19 protein-coding genes are annotated in these 20441 nt (G+C 34.3%); 8 read left to right on the plus strand and 11 right to left on the minus strand.

Annotated elements, in window-relative coordinates; genetic code table 11:
* Nucleotides 1-27: 27 nt before the first annotated feature.
* The 5 genes from gatB to codY all read right to left on the minus strand — a co-directional run bounded on the left by gatB (nucleotide 28) and on the right by codY (nucleotide 6259).
* Nucleotides 28-1461: an Asp-tRNA(Asn)/Glu-tRNA(Gln) amidotransferase subunit GatB gene (gatB, locus tag BG261_RS05460; RefSeq protein WP_070788758.1), complete on the minus strand. Its 1434-nt coding sequence runs from the start codon at nucleotides 1459-1461 to the stop codon at nucleotides 28-30.
* A gap of 14 nt (nucleotides 1462-1475) precedes the next feature.
* On the minus strand, nucleotides 1476-2921 hold the full coding sequence (gene gatA, locus BG261_RS05465) for an Asp-tRNA(Asn)/Glu-tRNA(Gln) amidotransferase subunit GatA (protein WP_070792147.1): 1446 nt from the start codon (nucleotides 2919-2921) through the stop codon (nucleotides 1476-1478).
* Nucleotides 2921-3226 carry an Asp-tRNA(Asn)/Glu-tRNA(Gln) amidotransferase subunit GatC gene (gatC, locus tag BG261_RS05470; RefSeq protein ID WP_070792148.1) on the minus strand — a complete coding sequence of 102 codons (306 nt, stop codon included), beginning with the start codon at nucleotides 3224-3226 and terminating at the stop codon, nucleotides 2921-2923. The genes gatA and gatC overlap by 1 nt, the downstream gene beginning before the upstream one ends.
* A 215-nt stretch (nucleotides 3227-3441) precedes the next feature.
* Nucleotides 3442-5190 (minus strand): aspartate--tRNA ligase, encoded by a 1749-nt coding sequence (gene aspS, locus BG261_RS05475; protein ID WP_070792149.1) that lies wholly within the window; start codon nucleotides 5188-5190, stop codon nucleotides 3442-3444.
* 265 nt (nucleotides 5191-5455) lie between these two features.
* Nucleotides 5456-6259: a GTP-sensing pleiotropic transcriptional regulator CodY gene (codY, locus tag BG261_RS05480; RefSeq protein ID WP_070792150.1), complete on the minus strand. Its 804-nt coding sequence runs from the start codon at nucleotides 6257-6259 to the stop codon at nucleotides 5456-5458.
* A 168-nt stretch (nucleotides 6260-6427) separates the two neighbouring features.
* On the opposite strand from codY, the gene BG261_RS05485 reads away from it, so the two are divergent.
* Nucleotides 6428-6940, plus strand: coding sequence for an NUDIX hydrolase (locus tag BG261_RS05485; RefSeq protein ID WP_070792151.1), 513 nt, complete (start codon nucleotides 6428-6430; stop codon nucleotides 6938-6940).
* Between the two features lie 58 nt (nucleotides 6941-6998).
* Here the strand turns inward: BG261_RS05485 and BG261_RS05490 are convergent, their stop codons facing one another.
* Complete coding sequence (locus BG261_RS05490; RefSeq protein ID WP_070792152.1) at nucleotides 6999-8216, minus strand: pyridoxal phosphate-dependent aminotransferase; 1218 nt, start codon at nucleotides 8214-8216, stop codon at nucleotides 6999-7001.
* An 81-nt stretch (nucleotides 8217-8297) separates the two neighbouring features.
* Here BG261_RS05490 and BG261_RS11240 point away from each other — a divergent pair, with 81 nt between their 5' ends.
* From BG261_RS11240 to BG261_RS05510, 6 genes are all read left to right on the plus strand, one after another.
* Nucleotides 8298-8816 carry an MFS transporter gene (locus tag BG261_RS11240; protein ID WP_083318281.1) on the plus strand — a complete coding sequence of 173 codons (519 nt, stop codon included), beginning with the start codon at nucleotides 8298-8300 and terminating at the stop codon, nucleotides 8814-8816.
* Nucleotides 8816-9109, plus strand: a complete 294-nt coding sequence (locus BG261_RS11245) for an MFS transporter (RefSeq protein ID WP_083318282.1) — start codon at nucleotides 8816-8818, stop codon at nucleotides 9107-9109. The genes BG261_RS11240 and BG261_RS11245 overlap by 1 nt, the downstream gene beginning before the upstream one ends.
* A 15-nt stretch (nucleotides 9110-9124) precedes the next feature.
* Nucleotides 9125-9586, plus strand: coding sequence for an MFS transporter (locus BG261_RS11250; protein ID WP_267887299.1), 462 nt, complete (start codon nucleotides 9125-9127; stop codon nucleotides 9584-9586).
* A gap of 147 nt (nucleotides 9587-9733) precedes the next feature.
* Complete coding sequence (locus BG261_RS05500) at nucleotides 9734-10705, plus strand: ribose-phosphate diphosphokinase (RefSeq protein WP_070792153.1); 972 nt, start codon at nucleotides 9734-9736, stop codon at nucleotides 10703-10705.
* A 60-nt stretch (nucleotides 10706-10765) separates the two neighbouring features.
* The gene (locus BG261_RS05505) at nucleotides 10766-11884 is read left to right on the plus strand and encodes a cysteine desulfurase family protein (protein ID WP_070792154.1); all 1119 of its coding nucleotides are present in this window, start codon (nucleotides 10766-10768) and stop codon (nucleotides 11882-11884) included.
* Between the two features lies 1 nt (nucleotide 11885).
* Nucleotides 11886-12233, plus strand: a complete 348-nt coding sequence (locus BG261_RS05510; protein WP_070792155.1) for a DUF1831 domain-containing protein — start codon at nucleotides 11886-11888, stop codon at nucleotides 12231-12233.
* Between the two features lie 134 nt (nucleotides 12234-12367).
* On the opposite strand, the gene tuf is transcribed toward BG261_RS05510, so the two are convergent.
* The 3 genes from tuf to BG261_RS05525 all read right to left on the minus strand — a co-directional run bounded on the left by tuf (nucleotide 12368) and on the right by BG261_RS05525 (nucleotide 17502).
* Nucleotides 12368-13555, minus strand: coding sequence for an elongation factor Tu (gene tuf / locus BG261_RS05515; RefSeq protein ID WP_070792156.1), 1188 nt, complete (start codon nucleotides 13553-13555; stop codon nucleotides 12368-12370).
* A 243-nt stretch (nucleotides 13556-13798) separates the two neighbouring features.
* A complete protein-coding gene (locus BG261_RS05520) occupies nucleotides 13799-16978 on the minus strand; it encodes a YhgE/Pip domain-containing protein (protein ID WP_070792157.1) in 3180 nt (1059 codons plus the stop codon).
* Nucleotides 16975-17502 (minus strand): Rrf2 family transcriptional regulator, encoded by a 528-nt coding sequence (locus BG261_RS05525; RefSeq protein ID WP_070792158.1) that lies wholly within the window; start codon nucleotides 17500-17502, stop codon nucleotides 16975-16977. Before BG261_RS05525 ends, BG261_RS05520 begins: the two co-directional genes overlap by 4 nt.
* Before the next feature lie 255 nt (nucleotides 17503-17757).
* On the opposite strand from BG261_RS05525, the gene BG261_RS05530 reads away from it, so the two are divergent.
* Nucleotides 17758-18273 carry a GNAT family N-acetyltransferase gene (locus tag BG261_RS05530; protein ID WP_070792159.1) on the plus strand — a complete coding sequence of 172 codons (516 nt, stop codon included), beginning with the start codon at nucleotides 17758-17760 and terminating at the stop codon, nucleotides 18271-18273.
* A 35-nt stretch (nucleotides 18274-18308) separates the two neighbouring features.
* Here BG261_RS05530 and BG261_RS05535 read toward each other — a convergent pair whose 3' ends face one another.
* Nucleotides 18309-19562, minus strand: a complete 1254-nt coding sequence (locus tag BG261_RS05535; RefSeq protein WP_070792160.1) for a glutamate-5-semialdehyde dehydrogenase — start codon at nucleotides 19560-19562, stop codon at nucleotides 18309-18311.
* Nucleotides 19555-20376 carry a glutamate 5-kinase gene (gene proB / locus BG261_RS05540; RefSeq protein WP_070792161.1) on the minus strand — a complete coding sequence of 274 codons (822 nt, stop codon included), beginning with the start codon at nucleotides 20374-20376 and terminating at the stop codon, nucleotides 19555-19557. The genes BG261_RS05535 and proB overlap by 8 nt, the downstream gene beginning before the upstream one ends.
* Nucleotides 20377-20441 lie beyond the last annotated feature (65 nt).

The raw sequence follows: 20441 nt of genomic DNA on the forward strand, positions 1-20441 counted from the left end.
AACTAGTCTGCTTTTATCTTTATTATATTATAATTTAGCTAATTCTTCTTGCAATAAGCTTTGAAGAACTTGTGGGTTTGCTTGTCCTTTAGTTGCTTTCATAAGTTGTCCAATAAAGGCCTTGGCAGCATTTGAGTTACCACCTTTATAGTCGTTAACAATCTTTTCGTTGTTAGCAAATACTTCTTGAATAATAGGAACAAGGACGGCTGGATCTGAAATTTGAATAAGTCCTGCAGATTTGACATATTCTTCAGCACTACCACCTTCTTTAGCTAGGTGTACAAATACTTTTTTAGCCATCTTGCTTGATATAGTTCCGTCAGCAATCAACTTCAACATTTCTACTAAGTTTTCAGGAGTAAGTTCAATCTCAGCTAATTCTTTTGATTCAGAGTTTAAATACTGAGCAACTTCACCTTGCAACCAGTTAGAAATTAATTTTGCATCTCCACCTAACTCAACTGATTTTTCAAAGAAATCAGATACTTCTTTGTTAGCTGTAATTTGAGTAGCATCATAATCAGATAAACCAAGTTCTGATGTATATTTAGCACGACGTTCTTTAGGGAATGATGGAAGAGATTTACGAACATCTTCAATCCATTCATCTTCAATTTCAAAACGTGGTAGATCAGGTTCTGGGAAGTAACGGTAATCACTTGATCCTTCTTTAACACGCATCAATAATGTTTCACCCGTTGATTCATCATAACGACGTGTTTCTTGTTGGATAAGTCCACCTGAACGAAGAACTTTAGCTTGTCTATCAACCTCATAAGCAAGACCTTTACGAACAAAGTTAAATGAATTCAAGTTTTTAAGTTCAGTTTTTGTACCAAATTCTTCTTGTCCATATGGGCGAAGAGAAATATTGGCATCAACACGCATCGAACCTTCTTCCATCTTAACATCAGAAATTCCAGTATATTGGATAATTTCTTTAAGAGCTGTTAAGTAAGCATATGCTTCTTCTGGGCTTCTCATATCAGCTTCAGATACAATCTCAATAAGTGGAGTTCCTTGGCGGTTTAAATCAACATAAGAATATCCATCAGTTCCGTGAGTATTCTTACCTGCATCTTCTTCTAAGTGAGCACGTTCAATACGAATATTTTTCTTAGTACCGTCTTCTAATTCAATTTCAATTGATCCATTATATCCAATTGGCTCATCAAATTGAGAAATTTGGTATGCTTTGGGATTATCAGGATAGAAATAGTTTTTACGGTCAAAATGCATTGATTGGTGAATGTCCATGTTAAGAGCAAGAGCAGCTTTTATACCATAATCAATAACTCCACGGTTCATAACTGGAAGCATACCAGGATATCCCCAGTCAACGATGTTAGTGTTTGTATTTGGATCAGCACCAAAGTGGGCAGGTGCTGTTGAAAATATTTTAGAATTTGTTTTTAATTCGACATGGACCTCAAGTCCAATGACTGTTTCAAAGTTCATTTAAGAAGTCCTTTCTATTCAAAAATTACTGGTTTATTTTTATGGAAGTCAGTTGTTGCTTCAAATGCCGCTGCAACTTGATAAATTGTTTCTTCATCAAATGCTTTACCAATCAATTGCATACCAACTGGTAATCCATCTACGCTACCTGCAGGAATACTAATTCCTGGAAGTCCAGCCAAGTTAACTGGAATAGTAAGAAGGTCAGCTAAATACATTGCAACTGGATCATGAGATTGAGTTCCAAGGTCATAAGCAACACTTGGTGCTGTTGGTCCAAGGATTAAATCATAGTCTTCAAAAACTTTAGCAAAATCATCCATGATTAATGTACGAACTTGCCCTGCTTTTTTAAAGTATGCATCATAATATCCTGATGATAGACTAAATGTACCTAGCATGATACGACGTTTAACTTCTTCACCAAAACCTTGGCTACGTGATTTAACATACACATCTTCAAGATTTTCAATATCTTCAGCACGGTATCCATAACGAATTCCATCAAATCTTTGTAAGTTTGACGATGCTTCACTTGAAGCAATAATATAGTAAACAGCAACACCGTATTTTGAATGAGGAAGACTTACCTCATCAATGATTGCTCCAAGACTTTCAAGATGTTTAGCAGCTGCTTGAATTTGTTCTTTTACCTTTTCATCAATACCTGGTCCAAAATATTCTTTTGGTAAGGCAATCTTAAGTCCTTTAATATCTTTACCAATTTTACTTGTAAAGTCAGGTACCTCAACTTTTGATGAAGTTGAATCTTTTGCATCATATCCTGAGATTGCTCCAAGTAAATGTGCGTTATCTTCAACATTTTGAGAAAATGGTCCAATTTGGTCCAACGAAGAACCAAAAGCAATAAGACCAAAACGTGAAATACGTCCATAAGTTGGTTTCATACCTACAACTCCATTAAATGAAGCTGGTTGTCTGATTGAACCACCGGTGTCAGAACCTAGTGATAGTAACACTTGGTTAGATGCTACTGCAGTAGCTGAACCACCTGATGAACCACCAGGAACTTTAGTCTCATCCCAAGCATTTTTTGTAGTTTTAAATGCTGAATTTTCAGTAGAACCACCCATAGCAAATTCGTCCATGTTAGTCTTACCAACGATAACCATATCACTTGCATGCAATTTGTCTACAGAAGATGCATTGTAGATTGGGTTAAAGTTATAAAGCATTTTACTTGCCGCAGTTGTGATAATATCTTTTGTCACAATATTATCTTTAACCGCAATCGGAATACCTGCTAATATATTGCTAGCGTCAATTCCCTTCTCATCGATTGCTTTAGCAGTCGCAAGAGCTTCATCTTCAGTAATTAATAGGAATGAATCAACCTTGTCTTCACGACTTTTAATCCCAGCAAGCGTTTCTTGAGTAAGTTCTAACGCTGAAATTTCTTTATTTACTAATTTATCATGTAATTCTTTAATAGTTGCCATTATGCGTCACCTCCACCATCAAGAATTGCAGGAACTTTAATAAATCCATCTTCACTTTCAGGCACATTTCTCATAAGTTCATCACGATTCCAACCTGGAGTTGAAACATCTTCTCTCATAAAGTTAGTATTATTTGCTACATTTGATGTAAATTCAACACCTTCAGTGTCCACCTCATTAAGCAAATCAATCATTTCAATAATTTTACCAAGTTGCTCTGCGTATGCAGTAACTTCTTGATCATCAAATTCTAATTTCGAAAGATTCGCAACATGGCGAACTTCTTCTTCAGTAATTTTACTCATTACTTCTCCTATTTCTATTTAAATATTCATTATTATAGTAAGTCCTTCTTTTGGAAAAAAGTATTTCACTTACTTGATACAAATGATATCTTCATTAAGTTACCAATATAGGTGTATTAATTATATAAGTAACTTTAATGCTTATATTCTACCAAAATTTTCCCTTCATATATAGAATTATTGTTCAAATTATATATATTCAAGGCAGAAATTATTTATTTAAGGGCAATATTAAGATCACTCAGTTGGTATTCATCTACTGAACTTGGAGATTCTAACATCAAATCTCGACCAACTCCATTTTTTGGAAATGCCATTACTTCACGAATATTTTCTTCACCAGCCAGAAGCATCACTAATCTATCGAGACCTAAAGCAAGTCCACCGTGAGGAGGGAAACCATATTCTAATGCTTCTAAGAAGAAACCAAAATCACGTTCATAGTCTGAAGCATCCATTCCTAATAATTGGAACATTGCTTCCTGCATGTCTCTTTCATGAATTCTAAGACTTCCACCACCAATTTCATAACCATTTAAAACAATATCATAAGCATATGACTTAACTGTTTCAGGGCTTGCCTTTAGCTCATCAGCACTACCTACAGTTGCTTGAGTAAAGGGATGATGCATTGCCTGGTAGCGTCCTTCTTCTTCATTGTATTCAAGAAGTGGCCAATCAGTTACCCAAAGAAAATTAAGTTTAGTTGGATCGATTAAATCTAATTTTTTGGCCAAACGAAGTCTTAAGGCACCGAGAGCTTGTTGAACTTTATCCTTTCTCCCAGTGACGAAAAAGATTAAGTCTCCATCTTTTGCATCTAAAGCTTGAAGAACTTGGGCATTAGATTCCTTAAACGTTGATTTCATACCTCCTGAAATTATGCCATCTTCAACTGGGGCAGTCGCAAATGATGTAATCCCAAATTCCATCATTGCTTGCTTAATATTTCCAAGCTCTTTATTAGAAAATTTTCCTGAGCCTTGAGGTAGATTTATTGCTTGAATACTACCATTTTTTTCTTTTAAAGCTTTGGTAATAAAAAGAATTTTACTATCTTTTTCAATTTCAGTTAAATCAACCAATTCTAATCCAAATCTTGTATCCGGTTTATCAGATCCAAACCTCGTCATTGCTTCATCATATGAAATTTCAGGAAATTTATCCTCAATTTCAATACCTTTAGATTTTTTCACAACTTCCTTAAGCATTGACTCAACAAGATTTTGGATGTCCTCTTGCTTTACAAAACTCATTTCAAGGTCAACTTGGGTAAATTCAGGCTGTCTATCACCACGCAAGTCTTCATCTCGGAAACATCTTACTATTTGATAATATCTATCAAAACCAGCACCCATCAAAAGTTGTTTCAACATTTGAGGACTTTGTGGTAGAGCGTAAAATTGATTCTTCTGTAATCTACTTGGAACAAGAAAATCACGCGCTCCTTCTGGAGTTGACTTAGTTAGATAAGGAGTTTCAATATCAACAAATGATTCCGAATTTAGATATTCTCTAATAGCTGTCGTAACCTTATGTCTTAACATAATATTAGATGTCATTTTTTCACGTCGAAGGTCAAGATAGCGATATTTTTGTCTTATTTCGTCACCAGTATGTGAGTATGCATCAAGCTCAAAAGGTAAGTCTTTACTTTGAGAAATAAGTTTTATCTTTTCAGCTTTTAACTCTACTTGTCCTGATTTCAAATGATGATTAACAAATTTAGCATCTCTTTCCACCAATAAACCAGTAACTTCAATAATACTTTCTCTTTTTAATTCATGAACCATATCAAAATCAGCTGATGATTCATCAACAAAGACTTGTAAAATCCCAGCACGGTCACGTAATTCAATAAATGCCAATTTCCCATGATCACGTATATTAGCGACCCACCCCTGAACTGTTACTGTTTTTCCAACTTGCTCTAAACTATAATCACCTACAAAAATCTTACTCATATTGTCCTCCTTCGTTAATTTTTTATAAAAAAAGACCACGTCTTCATCCTACTCATAGGACGAAATTCGTGGTACCACCTAAATTTAAGACTATCATTTCATTTTATGAAGCGATAAATCTTATCTCTTATCTTAACGCGATTAACGTCCATGTTTTTAGCATGAATCTAAAGTGTGTTTTTCAATAAATTTAAATATGTACTTTCCAGCAGCTGTACACTCTCTAAAATTTTCATTTATTTACTCTTACTTATTATTGATTTTTTTAAAAATTACGTTCTTTCAATTTGTCATAAATTCCGTCATTTACGACTTTAAGATAAGTACCCTTCATACCGAGCGAACGGCTTTCGATAATCCCAGCACTTTCTAGCTTGCGTAGAGCATTTACAATAACTGAGCGAGTAATCCCAATCTTATCGGCAACTACACTTGCAGTTAATCGTCCTTCAGTTCCACCAAGCTCTTCTAAGATAGCATTTACTGCCTTAATTTCAGAATATGATAATGTATTAACAGCCATAGCTACTGCAGTTTGTTTACGGATATCATCTTCCATATTATCCATTTTAATATATGAAAGTTGAACACCGATTACTGTAGTTGCAAGTTCAATAAGAACTAAATCGTCTTCGTTAAATTCGCTATCATTTTTCCAGATAATAAACGTTCCCAAACGTTCACCACCACCATAAATAGGTGCAATAGTTGTTAATCCTTTTGGAAACTCATCTTTAGCTTCATCAGGGAAAATAGATAATTTAGCATTTACATCTAAATTAGCTTCCACATCATAAACACGAGTTGTTTGAACAACATAGTCTTTAGGGAATTTACGTGTATCAAAGAATTCTTCAACACGATCGTTATTTGTTTTGTACGGCATTGCGTAGCCTAATAGGTTACCATCAGTATCTATAACACAAGCATTACAGTCAATAACCTCAGCAATACGGGCTGTCATTTCCTTATAAGGCAAAATATCATTTTCGTTAGCATTTAACCCTGTAATATCCCCATCTTGCAGGATTGCAGTAATTTTTCTTGTTTTTTCTAGTAAAGAAGCCATAGTTTCTCCTTAGCATTTAATTTCGTCTAATTATAACAACAATTGATCACAAATGCAAGTAATTTTCTGAATATTATCTATTAAACAACAGAAGTAATATTTTGTTTTTTTAAAAAGTATTTATTTTGTTTTTATGATATTATTAAATCAACAATACAGGAGGTTTTCATGTTAAATAATTTTCACGATGCTTTTGGCGTTTATGGAATCATTCATCAAAACGACCAAATATTAGTAATCAAAAAAAATGCTGGACCTTATATCAACAGATATGACTTGCCAGGTGGTAGTCAAGAATCTGGTGAAAGTTTAGCTGATACCTTAATCAGAGAAATTGAAGAAGAAACAGCAATTATTGCTGAAAAATTTCAACAAATCGGAATAACGAATTTTATTTTTCCGTGGGAATACGAAGACAAAAATATGAACAATCATTTAGCTGTGTTCTATAATGTAAATCAATTTAGTGGTAAACCCCGGATGGATGCAATAAATTTCGATGGTCAAGATTCATTAGGTGCACTTTGGCTTCCAATCACTTCTATTAATTCTAGCAACGCTTCGTTGCCATTGCTAAAGGCAAAAGATTTTCTCGAAAATAATAAATTTAATAGTAAATCTTGGCGACTTAAACATTGGGAAGTATTAGAAAAACCAACTTATCACTCTTCCGTATTCTAACAATTTATTTAGAACAAATAATCCATTGGAGTTTTAACTCTAATGGATTATTTTTGTTTTAAAATTGCTTATAATGTGACAAAAAGTCTGTCATTTTTTCTTGAATTTTTGAAAGCTCATCTACTCTTGGTAAATAAACTATCCTGAAATGATCTGGTTGATTCCAATTAAAACCACGGCCATGAACAAGAAGAATTTTTTTCTCCTTTAAGAAATCTAATGCGAATTGTTCGTCATCATTTATATTGTACATTTGAGTATCAATTTTAGGGAAGATGTAGAAAGCAGCCTTGGGTTTCACAGCTGTAATTCCTGGTATATCATTCATAGCGTTATATATGAATTCTCTTTGCTCATATACTCTTCCACCAGGCAAAAGAAGTTTATCAACAGACTGTGTTCCACCAAGAGAAGTTTGAACAATTTGTTGAGCTAATACATTTGAACATAGGCGCATACTTGCCAACATATTCAAACCTTCAATATATCCTTTAACCCTTGATTTATTACCTGATAAGACCATCCAACCCACACGAAATCCAGCGACTCTGTGTGATTTTGATAGTCCATTTAATGTAACAACGAATAAATCTGGAGCCAGAGTTGCAATTGGAATATGTTGCAGCCCATCCATCACTAAGCGATCATAAATTTCGTCTGAAAAAATAATTAAATTATTTTGGCGAGCAATTTCAACTATCTCCTCTAGTATTTCTTTAGGATAAAGAGCTCCTGTCGGATTATTTGGATTTATTAAAACTATTGCTTTAGTATTTGACGTAATTTTTGATTTAATATCTGCAATATCTGGATTCCATTCAGCCTGCTCATCACATATGTAATGAACAGCATTTCCACCAGCAAGTGTTACTGCAGCAGTCCATAACGGATAATCAGGCATTGGAACAAGAACCTCATCACCATTATTTAAAAGGCCCTGCATACACATAACTATTAATTCACTAACACCATTTCCAGTATAAATATCATTGACATCTACATTTGGAAAGCCTTTTAATTGACAGTATTGCATAATTGCCTTGCGAGCTGAAAAAAGACCTTTAGAATTACTGTAACCTTCTGAATCTCTTGCGTGGATAATTAAATCTCTGATTACTTCATCTGGTGCTGTAAAGCCAAATTCTGCCGGATTACCTGTATTTAATCGCAATATCTTTTCTCCGTTAGCTATCATTCGATCCGCTTCATCTAAAACAGGGCCTCTAATATCATAACTCACATGTTCTAATTTATCTGATTTTTCGAAATTTTTCATAGACCACCTCTTTATTCTTTAACTTATTTTAAACTGAAAGGTATCTTTTTTCAAATAAATTTATATCATAAAATAAATATTATGACAGAAAACAATAAAATTAGCCATTTAAATGGTATCGATTCGTGGAAAAGAAATTTTTATATTCTCTTCACTGGTCAGCAACTTTCGACATTTACTAGTATGATTGTACAATATTCATTGATTTGGTATCTGACTGATAAATCAAAGAGTCCCACGATACTTGCTATAAGTACAATTATGGCCTTCCTTCCAGGTATCTTTATTTCTCCATTTATTGGGCCGTTGATTGATAAAATCAATAAAAAGATTCTATTAATAGCTAGCGACTGGATTGTAGCCTTTTCAGCTATCATTTTAGCCCTTATTGGTCAAGGTGGAAATTTACCTTTCTGGATGATTTGCTTAGCACTTTTTATTCGTAGCCTTGCTGGAACTGTCCAAACTCCCACAACACAATCTATCATTCCAACCTTAGTTCCAGAGGATTTTGTTCCCAAAGTTGGAGGGCTAAACGGCGCTTTTAACTCAGCTTCAATGCTTGTTACACCTGCTATTGGTGCATTTTTTATGGAATAATGCCAATCTCCCAAATCATGTTAATTGATGTATTAGGTGCAGTTTTTGGAACAATAGCAGTTTTAATGATTAAAATTGTTAGTTTTCAAGAAGAAAATAAGAACGAATCATACATAAAAGAATTAACTGAAGGATTTAATCTCGTTCGATCAAATAAGTCAATATTTCAATTTACCATAATTATTACTCTAATTATGATGTTTTCAATGCCTGGATTCAGTTTATATCCCTTAATTACAACTGAACATTTCAAAGGAACTATCTCTGACGCAAGCTATGTAGAAGTTGCTTAGGCTACTGGCTCACTGATCGGTGGTGCAATCATTGGGTTTGTCGGAAATACAAAAAAACGATTAACTAAGGGAGTACTTTGGTTTACTCTTGCTGGTATCTCATTTATTATTATGGGACTGCTTCCAAGTGATAGAAATAATTTGTGGTACTTTTTAGCCCTGCAAGTACCTGCAGGTATTGGCTATATGGCGACAAATGGATTATTCATTTCTATAGTTCAACAAGCATACCCAGCCGAACAAACTGGAAGAGTAATGTCAATAAGTATGTCATTGACCTCATTAGCTTCGCCTATTGGTCTTATATTTGCAGGACCTGCTGCTGAAAAATTAGGAATTCCAGCATTACTTATTATTTCTGGCGCGAGCATTCTTCTTGGAAATATTTTTTGTTTAAAACTACCTAAGGTAAAGCAATTAGATTATATAAAAATAAAGACTAATGCAGGAAGTTTTTCAGATGAAAATATTGATTAAAATAAAAACACACTTTAGATTTATCTTAATAAATTTGAAGTGTGTTTTTTATGGCGACTTAGTTAAAGATTTTTTTCAATTTACTGGGAATAAATACCATTTTTTGATAGAATAATATATATATTGCTTTCTAGAAGGAGAATAACATTGACAGACAAGTACAAAGACTCCCATCTTAAACTTTTCAGCCTAAACTCAAACGAAGAACTTGCTAACAAAATTAGCGGACATGCCGGTGTTCCTCTCGGGGATCTATTTTCAAGACAATTTTCAGATGGAGAAATTCAAATCCATATTGAAGAAAGTGTGCGTGGATTTGATATCTACATCATTCAATCAACAAGTTACCCAGTAAATGATCATCTATTAGAATTACTAATTATGATTGATGCTTGTAAACGAGCAAGTGCCAACTCTATAACGGTTGTAATGCCTTACTTTGGATACGCACGTCAAGACCGTACAGCAGCTCCTCACGAGCCAATAACAGCAAAACTTGTTGCAAATATGTTAGTGAAAGCTGGAGTTGACCGTGTTGTTACTTTAGATCTTCATGCAGTTCAAGTTCAAGGATTCTTTGACATTCCTGTTGATAATTTATTCACTACACCACTATTCGCTGAATATTATAGCGAAAAAGGTATTTTAGGTGATAACGTTGTCGTTGTTGCTCCTAAAAATAGTGGTGTTAAACGTGCTAGAAGCTTAGCTGAGTACTTAGAATCACCACTAGCAATCGTCGACTATGAAGACGATGATAAGCATCGTGAAAACGGTTATGTAATTGGTGATGTTGCCGGAAAAGATGTTATTTTAATTGATGATATCTTAACAACAGGTAAAACATTTGCTAGTGCTTCCGCAATCGTTAAAGAAGCCGGTGCAAAAGATGTTTACGTTGTAGCAAGCCACGGATTATTTACACCAGGTTCAAGTGACCTATTAAATAATACTGAAATCAAAGAAATTTTAGTTACTGACTCAGTAAAGACAAATACAATCAAGCCTGACAAGGTCAAATATCTTACAGCATCAGAACTTATTGCTGATGCAATTATCCGTATTCATGAAAATAAACCAGTAAGTCCACTGTTTGAATTCGATAAAAATCATCATTAAGATTTACTTAGGCTTAAGAGACTATTGTTTCTTAAGCCTTTACTTTACAAAAGGAGAATCATGGTATATTTAGATAACGCCGCCACTACTCCAATGTCGCCAAGTGTCATTGATGCTATGCTTGAAGTAATGACAAATCATTACGGTAATCCCTCAAGTATCCACAATTATGGACGTGATGCCTCAAAAATCATTCGTCAATCACGCCAAACAATTGCTGATATACTGGAAGTTCCCGCTCATGATATAATTTTTACATCGGGTGGAACCGAAGCCAACAATACAGCACTTATCGGATATGCGCTCGCAAATCAAGATAAAGGTCGCCATATAATAACAACATCAATTGAACATCACTCAGTTCTACATGCTACTGAATATTTAAAAAAACGTTTTGGTTTTGAAATAACCTACATAAATCCTGATGAAAATGGACTAATTACAACAAATACTATTAAAAATGCATTGAGAGATGACACAATAATAGTAAGTACAATGTTTGCCAATAATGAAACTGGGAGTCTCTTACCAATAAAAGAAATTGGAGAAATTCTTAAAGACCATCAAGCAGTATATCATGTAGATGCAGTTCAAGTAGCTGGAAAAGTTCCAATACATCCAAAAGAATTAGGCATTGACTTCCTTTCTGCTTCAGCTCATAAGTTTCATGGACCAAAAGGTATTGGTTTCTTATACTCAGACTCCAATAAATTTGATAACTTACTTCACGGTGGCGAGCAAGAAGATGGACGTCGACCAAGTACTGAAAATATCGCAGGAATCGTTGGAATGTCTCAAGCTTTAATAGAAAGCTCAAAAGAATATGACAAAAATTTTTCTTATATCGAAAGTCTTAAGGAAGATTTTTTAGAAGCAATCTCAGATTTAAACTTTTACAAAAATGAGTTTGGTCCAACAATGCCTCATGTGTTAAATCTCGGATTTCCTAACCAGAATCAAGATATGCTACTGATGAAACTTGATCTTGCAGGAATAGCTATTTCCACAGGTAGTGCTTGTACTGCTGGTGCTATAGAACCTAGCCATGTATTAAGTTCAATATATGGCGAAAATAGTCCTAAACTTAAAGAGAATGTCCGAATTAGTTTTTCGGAATATAATACAAAAGATGATGTTGATAAACTTGCAAATAAATTAATAGAAATTTTAGGAGAATAAAATGGCTTTTGAAAAAGAAATTCACTTAGAAGATAGTAAATACAAATACACTTTATCACCTAGTATCAAAAAATATACTTTAAAAGATACAACTTTTAAAGAAACAAAAACAGGAAATTATGAATTAACACGTAATCTTGAATTTATTCCAAACTCGAATGATGGTTTCCTATTAAAAATAACTGTAAATAAAACATTAGATGGTTTCAAAATGATCATCACTGATAAGTCAGGTCTAAGAAGAGTTAATATTTTTGATTCAGAAGAAAATGAACCTCTTGCAGAAAAGTTTTACTTCCAACTTGATTCATTAATAGATAGAAATGTATTTACTAAAGAAGAAATTTAAAATAAATCACTCAGAACTATCTGAGTGATTTATTTTTTTACAATACAAAAAGGCTCGAATTAACGAGCCTTTTTTCAGAAGGTATACATCTGTTGTCCGACCAACAGATACTATATCTTATTCAAAACTTAAAATTAAGCTTCGATTTCTGAAACGATACCAGAACCAACAGTACGTCCACCTTCACGGATAGAGAATGTAGTTCCTTGTTCGATAGCGATTGGGTGGATAAGTTCAACTTCAATAGTTACGTTATCCCCTGGCATTACCATTTCAGTTCCTTCAGGAAGTTTGATGCTACCAGTTACGTCAGTTGTACGGAAGTAGAACTGTGGACGGTAGTTATCGAAGAATGGAGTATGACGTCCACCTTCTTCTTTAGAAAGAACGTAGATTTCACCTTTAAACTTAGTATGAGGAGTGATTGAACCTGGTTTAGCAATAACTTGACCACGTTCGATATCATCACGTTGTACACCACGTAGAAGTACACCAACGTTATCTCCAGCAAGACCTTCGTCAAGTTGTTTACGGAACATTTCAACACCAGTTACAACAGCTTTAGTGCTTTCTGGTTTAAGTCCGATGATTTCGATTTCATCATTAACACGGATAGTACCACGTTCGATACGTCCTGATGCTACAGTACCACGTCCAGTGATAGAGAATACATCTTCGACTGGTAATAGTAAAGGTTTGTCAGTATCACGTTCTGGAGTTGGGATATAATCGTCAACGATATCCATAAGTTCTGAAACTTTTTCAACCCATTTTTCTTCGCCGTTAAGTGCTCCTAGAGCAGATCCAGCTACGATTGGAGTATCATCTCCTGGGAAATCGTATTCAGATAATAGATCACGAACTTCCATTTCAACCAATTCAAGTAATTCTTCATCGTCAACTAAGTCAACTTTGTTAAGGAATACTACTAGGTATTTAACACCTACTTGGCGTGAAAGAAGGATATGTTCACGAGTTTGTGGCATAGGTCCATCAGTTGCAGCTACTACAAGAATAGCTCCGTCCATTTGGGCAGCCCCAGTGATCATGTTTTTAACGTAGTCCGCGTGTCCTGGTGCGTCGATATGCGCATAGTGACGTTTATCAGTTTCATACTCGATGTGAGCAGTATTGATAGTAATTCCGCGTTCGCGTTCTTCTGGTGCAGCATCGATTGAAGCAAAGTCAGTTGCTTCGATACCTTGTTTGTCAGCTAATACTTTAGAGATTGCCGCAGAAAGAGTAGTTTTACCGTGGTCAACGTGTCCGATTGTACCAATGTTAACGTGCGGTTTGCTGCGGTCATATTTTTCTTTTGCCATTTTTAAAAAAAGCCTCCTATGGTTTTTATAAAATATAATCAGATAGTTTGGGCATAACAACCTATCATTACTATACTATTATACTTAAATTTCGTGAGATTGCAAGCGTTTTGTAAGGTATTGTCTGTGTTTACTTTTCTTTTACAAAAGATTTTTATTTTCTAATTATTCAGTTTTTTACTATATTGAAAATTGATTAAAATATAGAAAAAGTTAATCAGTTTTCACTGATTAACTTCCTTTTTACCATAATGTATAGCTACCTTTATTATCATAGTTATCATCCATTAACTTTTGATTATCATTAAGTTGTGAATAACCTGCCATACCTTTTTTGAACAAATGTTTCATTGACAAGTATAATAGTCCAATGAACGCTGCTGCTGTTACAAGTAATATGAAGAATGAACTTGTAAACATTTGATTACCTAGACCACCTGAGATTGCTTGACGCAAGCCGTAAATTGAGTATGTCATAGGAACATATGGATGGATTACATTGTAGAATTTACTAATAATTTCCATTGGGAATACACCACCAGCTGAACCTAATTGTAGAACTAGGAGGATCATAGCGATGAAACGTCCTGGATTATCAAGAGTCATTGCTAGGAACATTACTAGGAACATGTAAGCCCATGAAGTGATTAAAAGCATTGCGAAGTATTCAAACTGATTATCAACTTTAAGACCAATCATTTGCATTACTAATCCAATAACTAGTGCCATTGCTGTCGCAACCATTCCACCTACTGCTACCTTACTTGAGAACCAATTGGCAGCTGTTGCTTTCTTACGATTAGCAACCTTACGAATTGGATATGCAAAGTTAAATACTAGAGCACCGACATAAAGTGAAACACTCATGAAGTATGGTGCTAAAGCATGTCCATAGTTTGGAACTTCACTGTATTTACTTTGAGTAGTTTTGTCTGGTGAAGCAATCATATTTGCATTCTTGTCTGTAAGATTTACTTTTTTGATTGTTTCAGAACCAGTTTGAAGTTTACTTGATAATTGACCAGTTCCTGTTACTAGCTGACTAGTTCCACCAAGTAATTGGCTTACACCATTTGTTAAAGCTGGAACATTTCCATTAAGTTCAGTAAGTCCATTTGCAAGTTTGCTTGAACCACTGTTTAGATCTCCTGATTTGCTATCCAGAGTCCTAGTACCATCAACAAGTTTGTTACTTCCATCAACTAATTGTTGTGCTCCCTCTGTAAGAGCAGGGATATTTCCATTTAATTGATTTAAACCATTTGATAATTTATTTGAACCGTCATTTAAATTTGATGAGTTTTCGTTTAGTTCAGTAGTACCTTTAACTAGCTTATTACTACCATCAACTAATTTTTGTGCTCCGTTTGTAAGAGAAGGAATATTCCCATTTATTTTATTTAAACCATTTGATATTTTAGAAGAACCATCATTTAAATCTGATGATTTTTTATTTATACTGTTTGCCCCTGCTTGAAGCTCATTTACAGCTGATACAACTTGTTTCGATCCATTATTTAATTCTGATGAATTTTTCACTAGTTGGTTAGCTCCAACTCCTAAACTTCCAATACCTTCAGACATTTGAGAAAATTTATCATTTAATTCACTCATTCCACCAGACAGTTGAACAGCTCCAGGTACTACTTGAGTTTTCACTTTTACTAGTCCATCAACAGCGCTTGTTAAAGCAGGTGTTGCAGACTTAGATGCAATTGCCAATGCATTTGTTTTTTCTTTAAGTTCAGGAAGAACAGACATTGCATTTTTCATTCCTGAGAGATCTATATTACTTGTAGAAGAAATTTCACTCATTTTAGAAGCAATATTTCCAAGACTAGATTTTGCTTGGCCCAATTCTGAACTTATTAAAGAATTAACTTGGCTATTTGATGCGTTGTTTGCTAAAGCATTTCCAACTTGGGAAGTTTGTTCTGATGTAAGTTCAACCCCACTATTTTTCAATGCACTTATGACTGCTGAAGTATTTGACTGAACATCTGATTCATTAGCACTTGAAATACCATTTTGAATATTTTGAAGACTTGAACCAACTGTTTGTAATTCGGTCGCAACAGATTCTAAGTTTGACTTTATATTCACTAAATTATCTAATGATGAAACATCAATTCCATCAAAAGATGATAATGTCGAATTTACTGTGTCCAAATATGTATCAACGTTTTGTAAATATGAATCTAATTGACTCTGACTATCCACAAAACTTTGAGGAATATTATTTAAGCTTTCTTCAAGTTTTTTTGAGCCATCTGTAAGAGTAGATATTCCTTTTTCAAATTCTGGAAGTTTACTATTTAATTGATTTAGCCCATTCGAAATTTGACCTACTCCCACTGTATATTGATTAATACCATTATACAAGCTTGATATGCCAGGACTTAGTTTATTTAATCCGTTTGAAACTTGACCAACACCTGCTGTATATTGTTGAATACCTGAGTTTAGTTGACCTGCACCTGAATCTAATTGATTAACACCTGATGCCAAAGCTGGAACTTTACCACTTAATTGATTGATTCCATCATTAAGTTGATTTTGACCAGTTGCTATTTGACCTACTCCTGCTGTATATTTTTGAATGCCTGAGTTTAGTTGATCAGCACCTGAATATAGTTGGCCTACACCTGATGCTAAAGCTGGAACTTTACCACTTAATTGATTAATTCCATCATTAAGTTGGTTTTGACCAGTTGCTACCTGGCTAACTCCTGCTGTATATTGTTGAATACCTGAGTTTAGTTGACCTGCACCTGAATCTAATTGATTAACACCTGATGCAAGTGTTGGTACTTTCTCATTCAATTGACTAACTCCGTCATTTACCTTATTTGTACCATCGTTAATCTTTTTAGCACCATCTGCCGCTTGAGTCATACCATTTCCAACAGTTTTAATTGTTGAGAAAATTGCTTTGACATATGAATCACTGACACTTTCACCAACTTGCGCCTTCAATTGTGTCATTGCGGTATCACTTACTACTTCACCTAGGAAGTTAACCCCTGGGTTTGTTTCATATTTTAAGTCTAGTTTTTGTGGATCTGGATCTAATACTGTTGCTGCATTCTCAGAAAAGTTTTCTGGAATTGTAACTATCATGTAGTATTTACGATCTTTTAATCCATCTTTTGCATCTTTTGCTGAAACGAAATTCCAGTCAAGAGATTTATTACTCTTAAGGTTATTTACAACCTGATCACCCACATCAAGTTTCTTTCCTTGGAAATCAACTGATTTATCCTCATTTACTACCGCAACTGGTAGATTGTCCATGTGACCGTATGGATCCCATATAGATTTCAGGAATACACCTGCATACATGATCGGTAAGAGTGATATAACTACAACTGTTGCAAGAAGCAATTTGTTGGAGCGAATTTTCTTAAATTCTTCTTTAATCACGATTTATCTCCCCCTTTTAATAATCTTTTTACTAACAATTCATTTTTCGGAGCATATTCGTTCCAGTTAGTAGTTTTAAATATTTGTCCGTCTAAAGATTCATTTACTAAATCTTGGATAGTCACGCTCGCAAGACTTGCACGCCACTTTTCATCTGCTTCTTTAAAAGCACGGTGTAGTCCAACTTCTGCCTTATTAATCTTGTCATCATCTGTTACATTTCCCAAAACTTTACCAATAAGGCTGGTATTTGGAAAAGTATCAACCGGACCTTCAATCGCCTCAACAACGTCAAGATATGAAATTTCTTCAGCCGGTCTTGCCAACATAAATCCACCTCTTTGTCCAGAAACAGAAAGAACAAGATTTGATACAACTAGTTTCCTTACAATTTTTTGAATGTAAGTTGCTGAAGCACCCAAATGCTTATGAATACTATATGAACCGAGCGGTATATCTTTTGTTTGTGTCGTAAGCATTGCCATTACACATACACTTTGTTCAAAAGCCTTCGTTAATTGCATACGCACCTCCTTCTTTAGTAGATAATCTTTATCTGTTACGGATTTTAAATATCCATTATAGACATTTTTTATCCACGAAAATTATTATATATCTTAATAAATCTTTTAGCAAGAGAAAAAGCTTAATATTTTTTCAGAAAATCACAGGAAAAACACTTTGAATTTTTCATCATATAATATCGCTTATTTTATTAATTTTTCCTTATATGGTATGATATAAACAATAATTAAGATGATCAGAAAGGAACAATATATATGAAAATTAGAGCACTTGAGAGAACTGACCTGCCTAACATCCACAAAATTAATAATCATAGAGCTACGATGGCTTACTGGTTTGAGGAACCCTATGAATCACTGGATGAATTGACAATTCTTTACGATAAACATATTAGAGATTCACATGAACGTCGTTTTGTTATTGAGTTAAATGATGAATTTGTTGGTATTGTTGAGTTAATGGATATTGATTATATCCATCGCAACTGTGAAATTCAAATTGTAATTATCACTAAATTCCGTGGTCAAGGTCTAGCAACTGAAGCTTTACGAAAAGGTATCGAATATGCTTTTCTAATGCTAAATATGCATAAAGTGTATTTATATGTTGATGTTGATAATCTTCCAGCAGTACATATCTACAAAAAATGTGGCTTTATTATAGAAGGAACTATGAGAGATCAATTCTTTAGTAATGGTGAATACCATGATTCATACTTTATGGGACTATTAAAGAATGAATATGAAAAAATTGAAGAAAATAATGAATAGTATTCAAAAAGGACTGGTTTAAACCAATCCTTTTTCTATTCTCTAATTTGTCCTTCACCGTAAATAATATATTTTGTGGAAGTCAATTCTTCAAGTCCCATCGGACCACGCGCATGTAGTTTTTGAGTGGATATACCAATTTCAGCACCAAAACCAAAAACGAGACCATCTGTGAAGCGAGTAGAAGCATTTACATATACCGCTGCCGCATCTACTTCTGCTAAGAATTTTTGAGAAGCAAAGTAATTATCTGTAACTATTGCTTCTGAATGCTTGGTATTATACTTATTAATATGTTCAATCGCTTCTTCAATTGAAGATACAATTTTGACAGCCAAAATATAGTCAAGATATTCAGTTGACCAGTCATCTTCTTCAGCAGGGATTGCTGATTTCAAATACTTTATAGCTTGCTCATCTGCTCTTAATTGAACCTTTTTTTCGAGTAATAATTCCTCTAATTTCGGCAAGAATTTTTCAGCGATATCTGAATGGACAAGGACAGTTTCTGCAGCATTGCATACCGAAGGACGTTGCGTTTTTGCATTATTTACTATATTCAATGCCATATCTATTTGTGCATCTTTATCAACGTAAACGTGATTATTACCAGTACCAGTTTCAATAACGGGAACGGTTGCACTTTCTTTTACACGTCTAATAAGACCTGCCCCTCCTCGAGGTATCAAAACATCAAGATAATCAGTTGCTTTCATCATTTGATTTGCTACTTCATGGCTTGTATCATCAACAAATTGAATAGCATCCGGTGAATAACCTTCAACAACAAGGGTAGCACGTAAAACCTCAGTAAGTATCTTATTAGAATTGTAGGCATCTTTTCCGCCTCGAAGAATAACAGCATTCCCAGTTTTAAAGCATAACGCCGCTGCATCAGTTGTTACATTAGGACGTGATTCATAGATAATTCCTATTACTCCTAGAGGAACACGTTGCTTGCCGATTAAGAGGTTGTCCTCATTACGCCACATCTTATCAACTTGACCAATTGGATCTGAAAGTCCTACAACCTGACGAATACCATCTGCCATGGCAGTAATACGTTCTTCAGTAAGTCTAAGTCTATCCTGCATAGTCTCACTAATACCATTAGAGTCTGCTTGAGCTAGGTCTTTAGCATTTTCCACTAAAATTTCTTTAGAAACTACTTCAAGTGCTTCAGCCATTTTACCAAGTAAAAAATCCTTTGTCTTAGAATCAAGTAAAGCAAGCTCGCGAGAAGCTTTTTTTGCTCTTATTCCCAAAATATCTATATAATTTTCAGTCATTTTCTCTCCCATCATCAACTTTTGAAAATAAAGTTCCTATTTCTTCACCAGCCACAATATCCAAAATTATTCTTGGATCACTACCGTTAGCTAAAATCATTGATTGATTATTTTCTAAAATGAGCTTTGCAGCCTTTAATTTACTAGCCATACCCCCCGTACCAAATCTAGAACCAGCAGCTCCAGCTCTTTCCATCAAGTCATCGTTAATTTCTTGAACCTGACGATAGAGTTTGGCATCTGGATTCTCAAGTGGATTTGCTGAATAAAAACCATCAATATCTGAAAGCATTATTAATAAATCAGCATTGGTAAGTCCTGCGACAATCGCAGATAGCTTATCATTATCACCAAATTTTGTCTGATGATCCATCTCTTCAACTGATACAGTATCATTTTCATTTATAATTGGAATAATATCCATTTTTATAAGCTGTTCAATAGTATTAGTTACATTTTCACGGCTAACCGGATAGTCTATTATATCTCGAGTTAAAAGAACTTGCGCAGTCTCTTGATTATATGATGAAAATCTTTGAGAATAAATATTCATCAGGGTTGCTTGTCCAAGCGCAGCTATTGCCTGTTGCTCGGGAATTGAAGTTGGTCTTTTTTTGAGATTCAATTTATCAAGCCCAACTCCAATCGCCCCAGAAGTTACCAAAATTACTTCCTTTCCTTCCTTTTGTAAGGCAGAAAGAGAAAATGCAAGTTGATCAATACTTGCCAAGTTCACACTTCCATTAGCATAAATTAAGGAGCTAGTTCCTATTTTAACTACAATTCTTTGAGATTTTTTTATTGATTGATTCATTAATATTTCTTCCTAAATGTATAATATACTTATTGTACCAAATTAACGGATTTAAATAAATTCAT

Source organism: Floricoccus tropicus, from assembly GCF_001832905.1.
Lineage (GTDB): Bacteria > Bacillota > Bacilli > Lactobacillales > Streptococcaceae > Floricoccus > Floricoccus tropicus.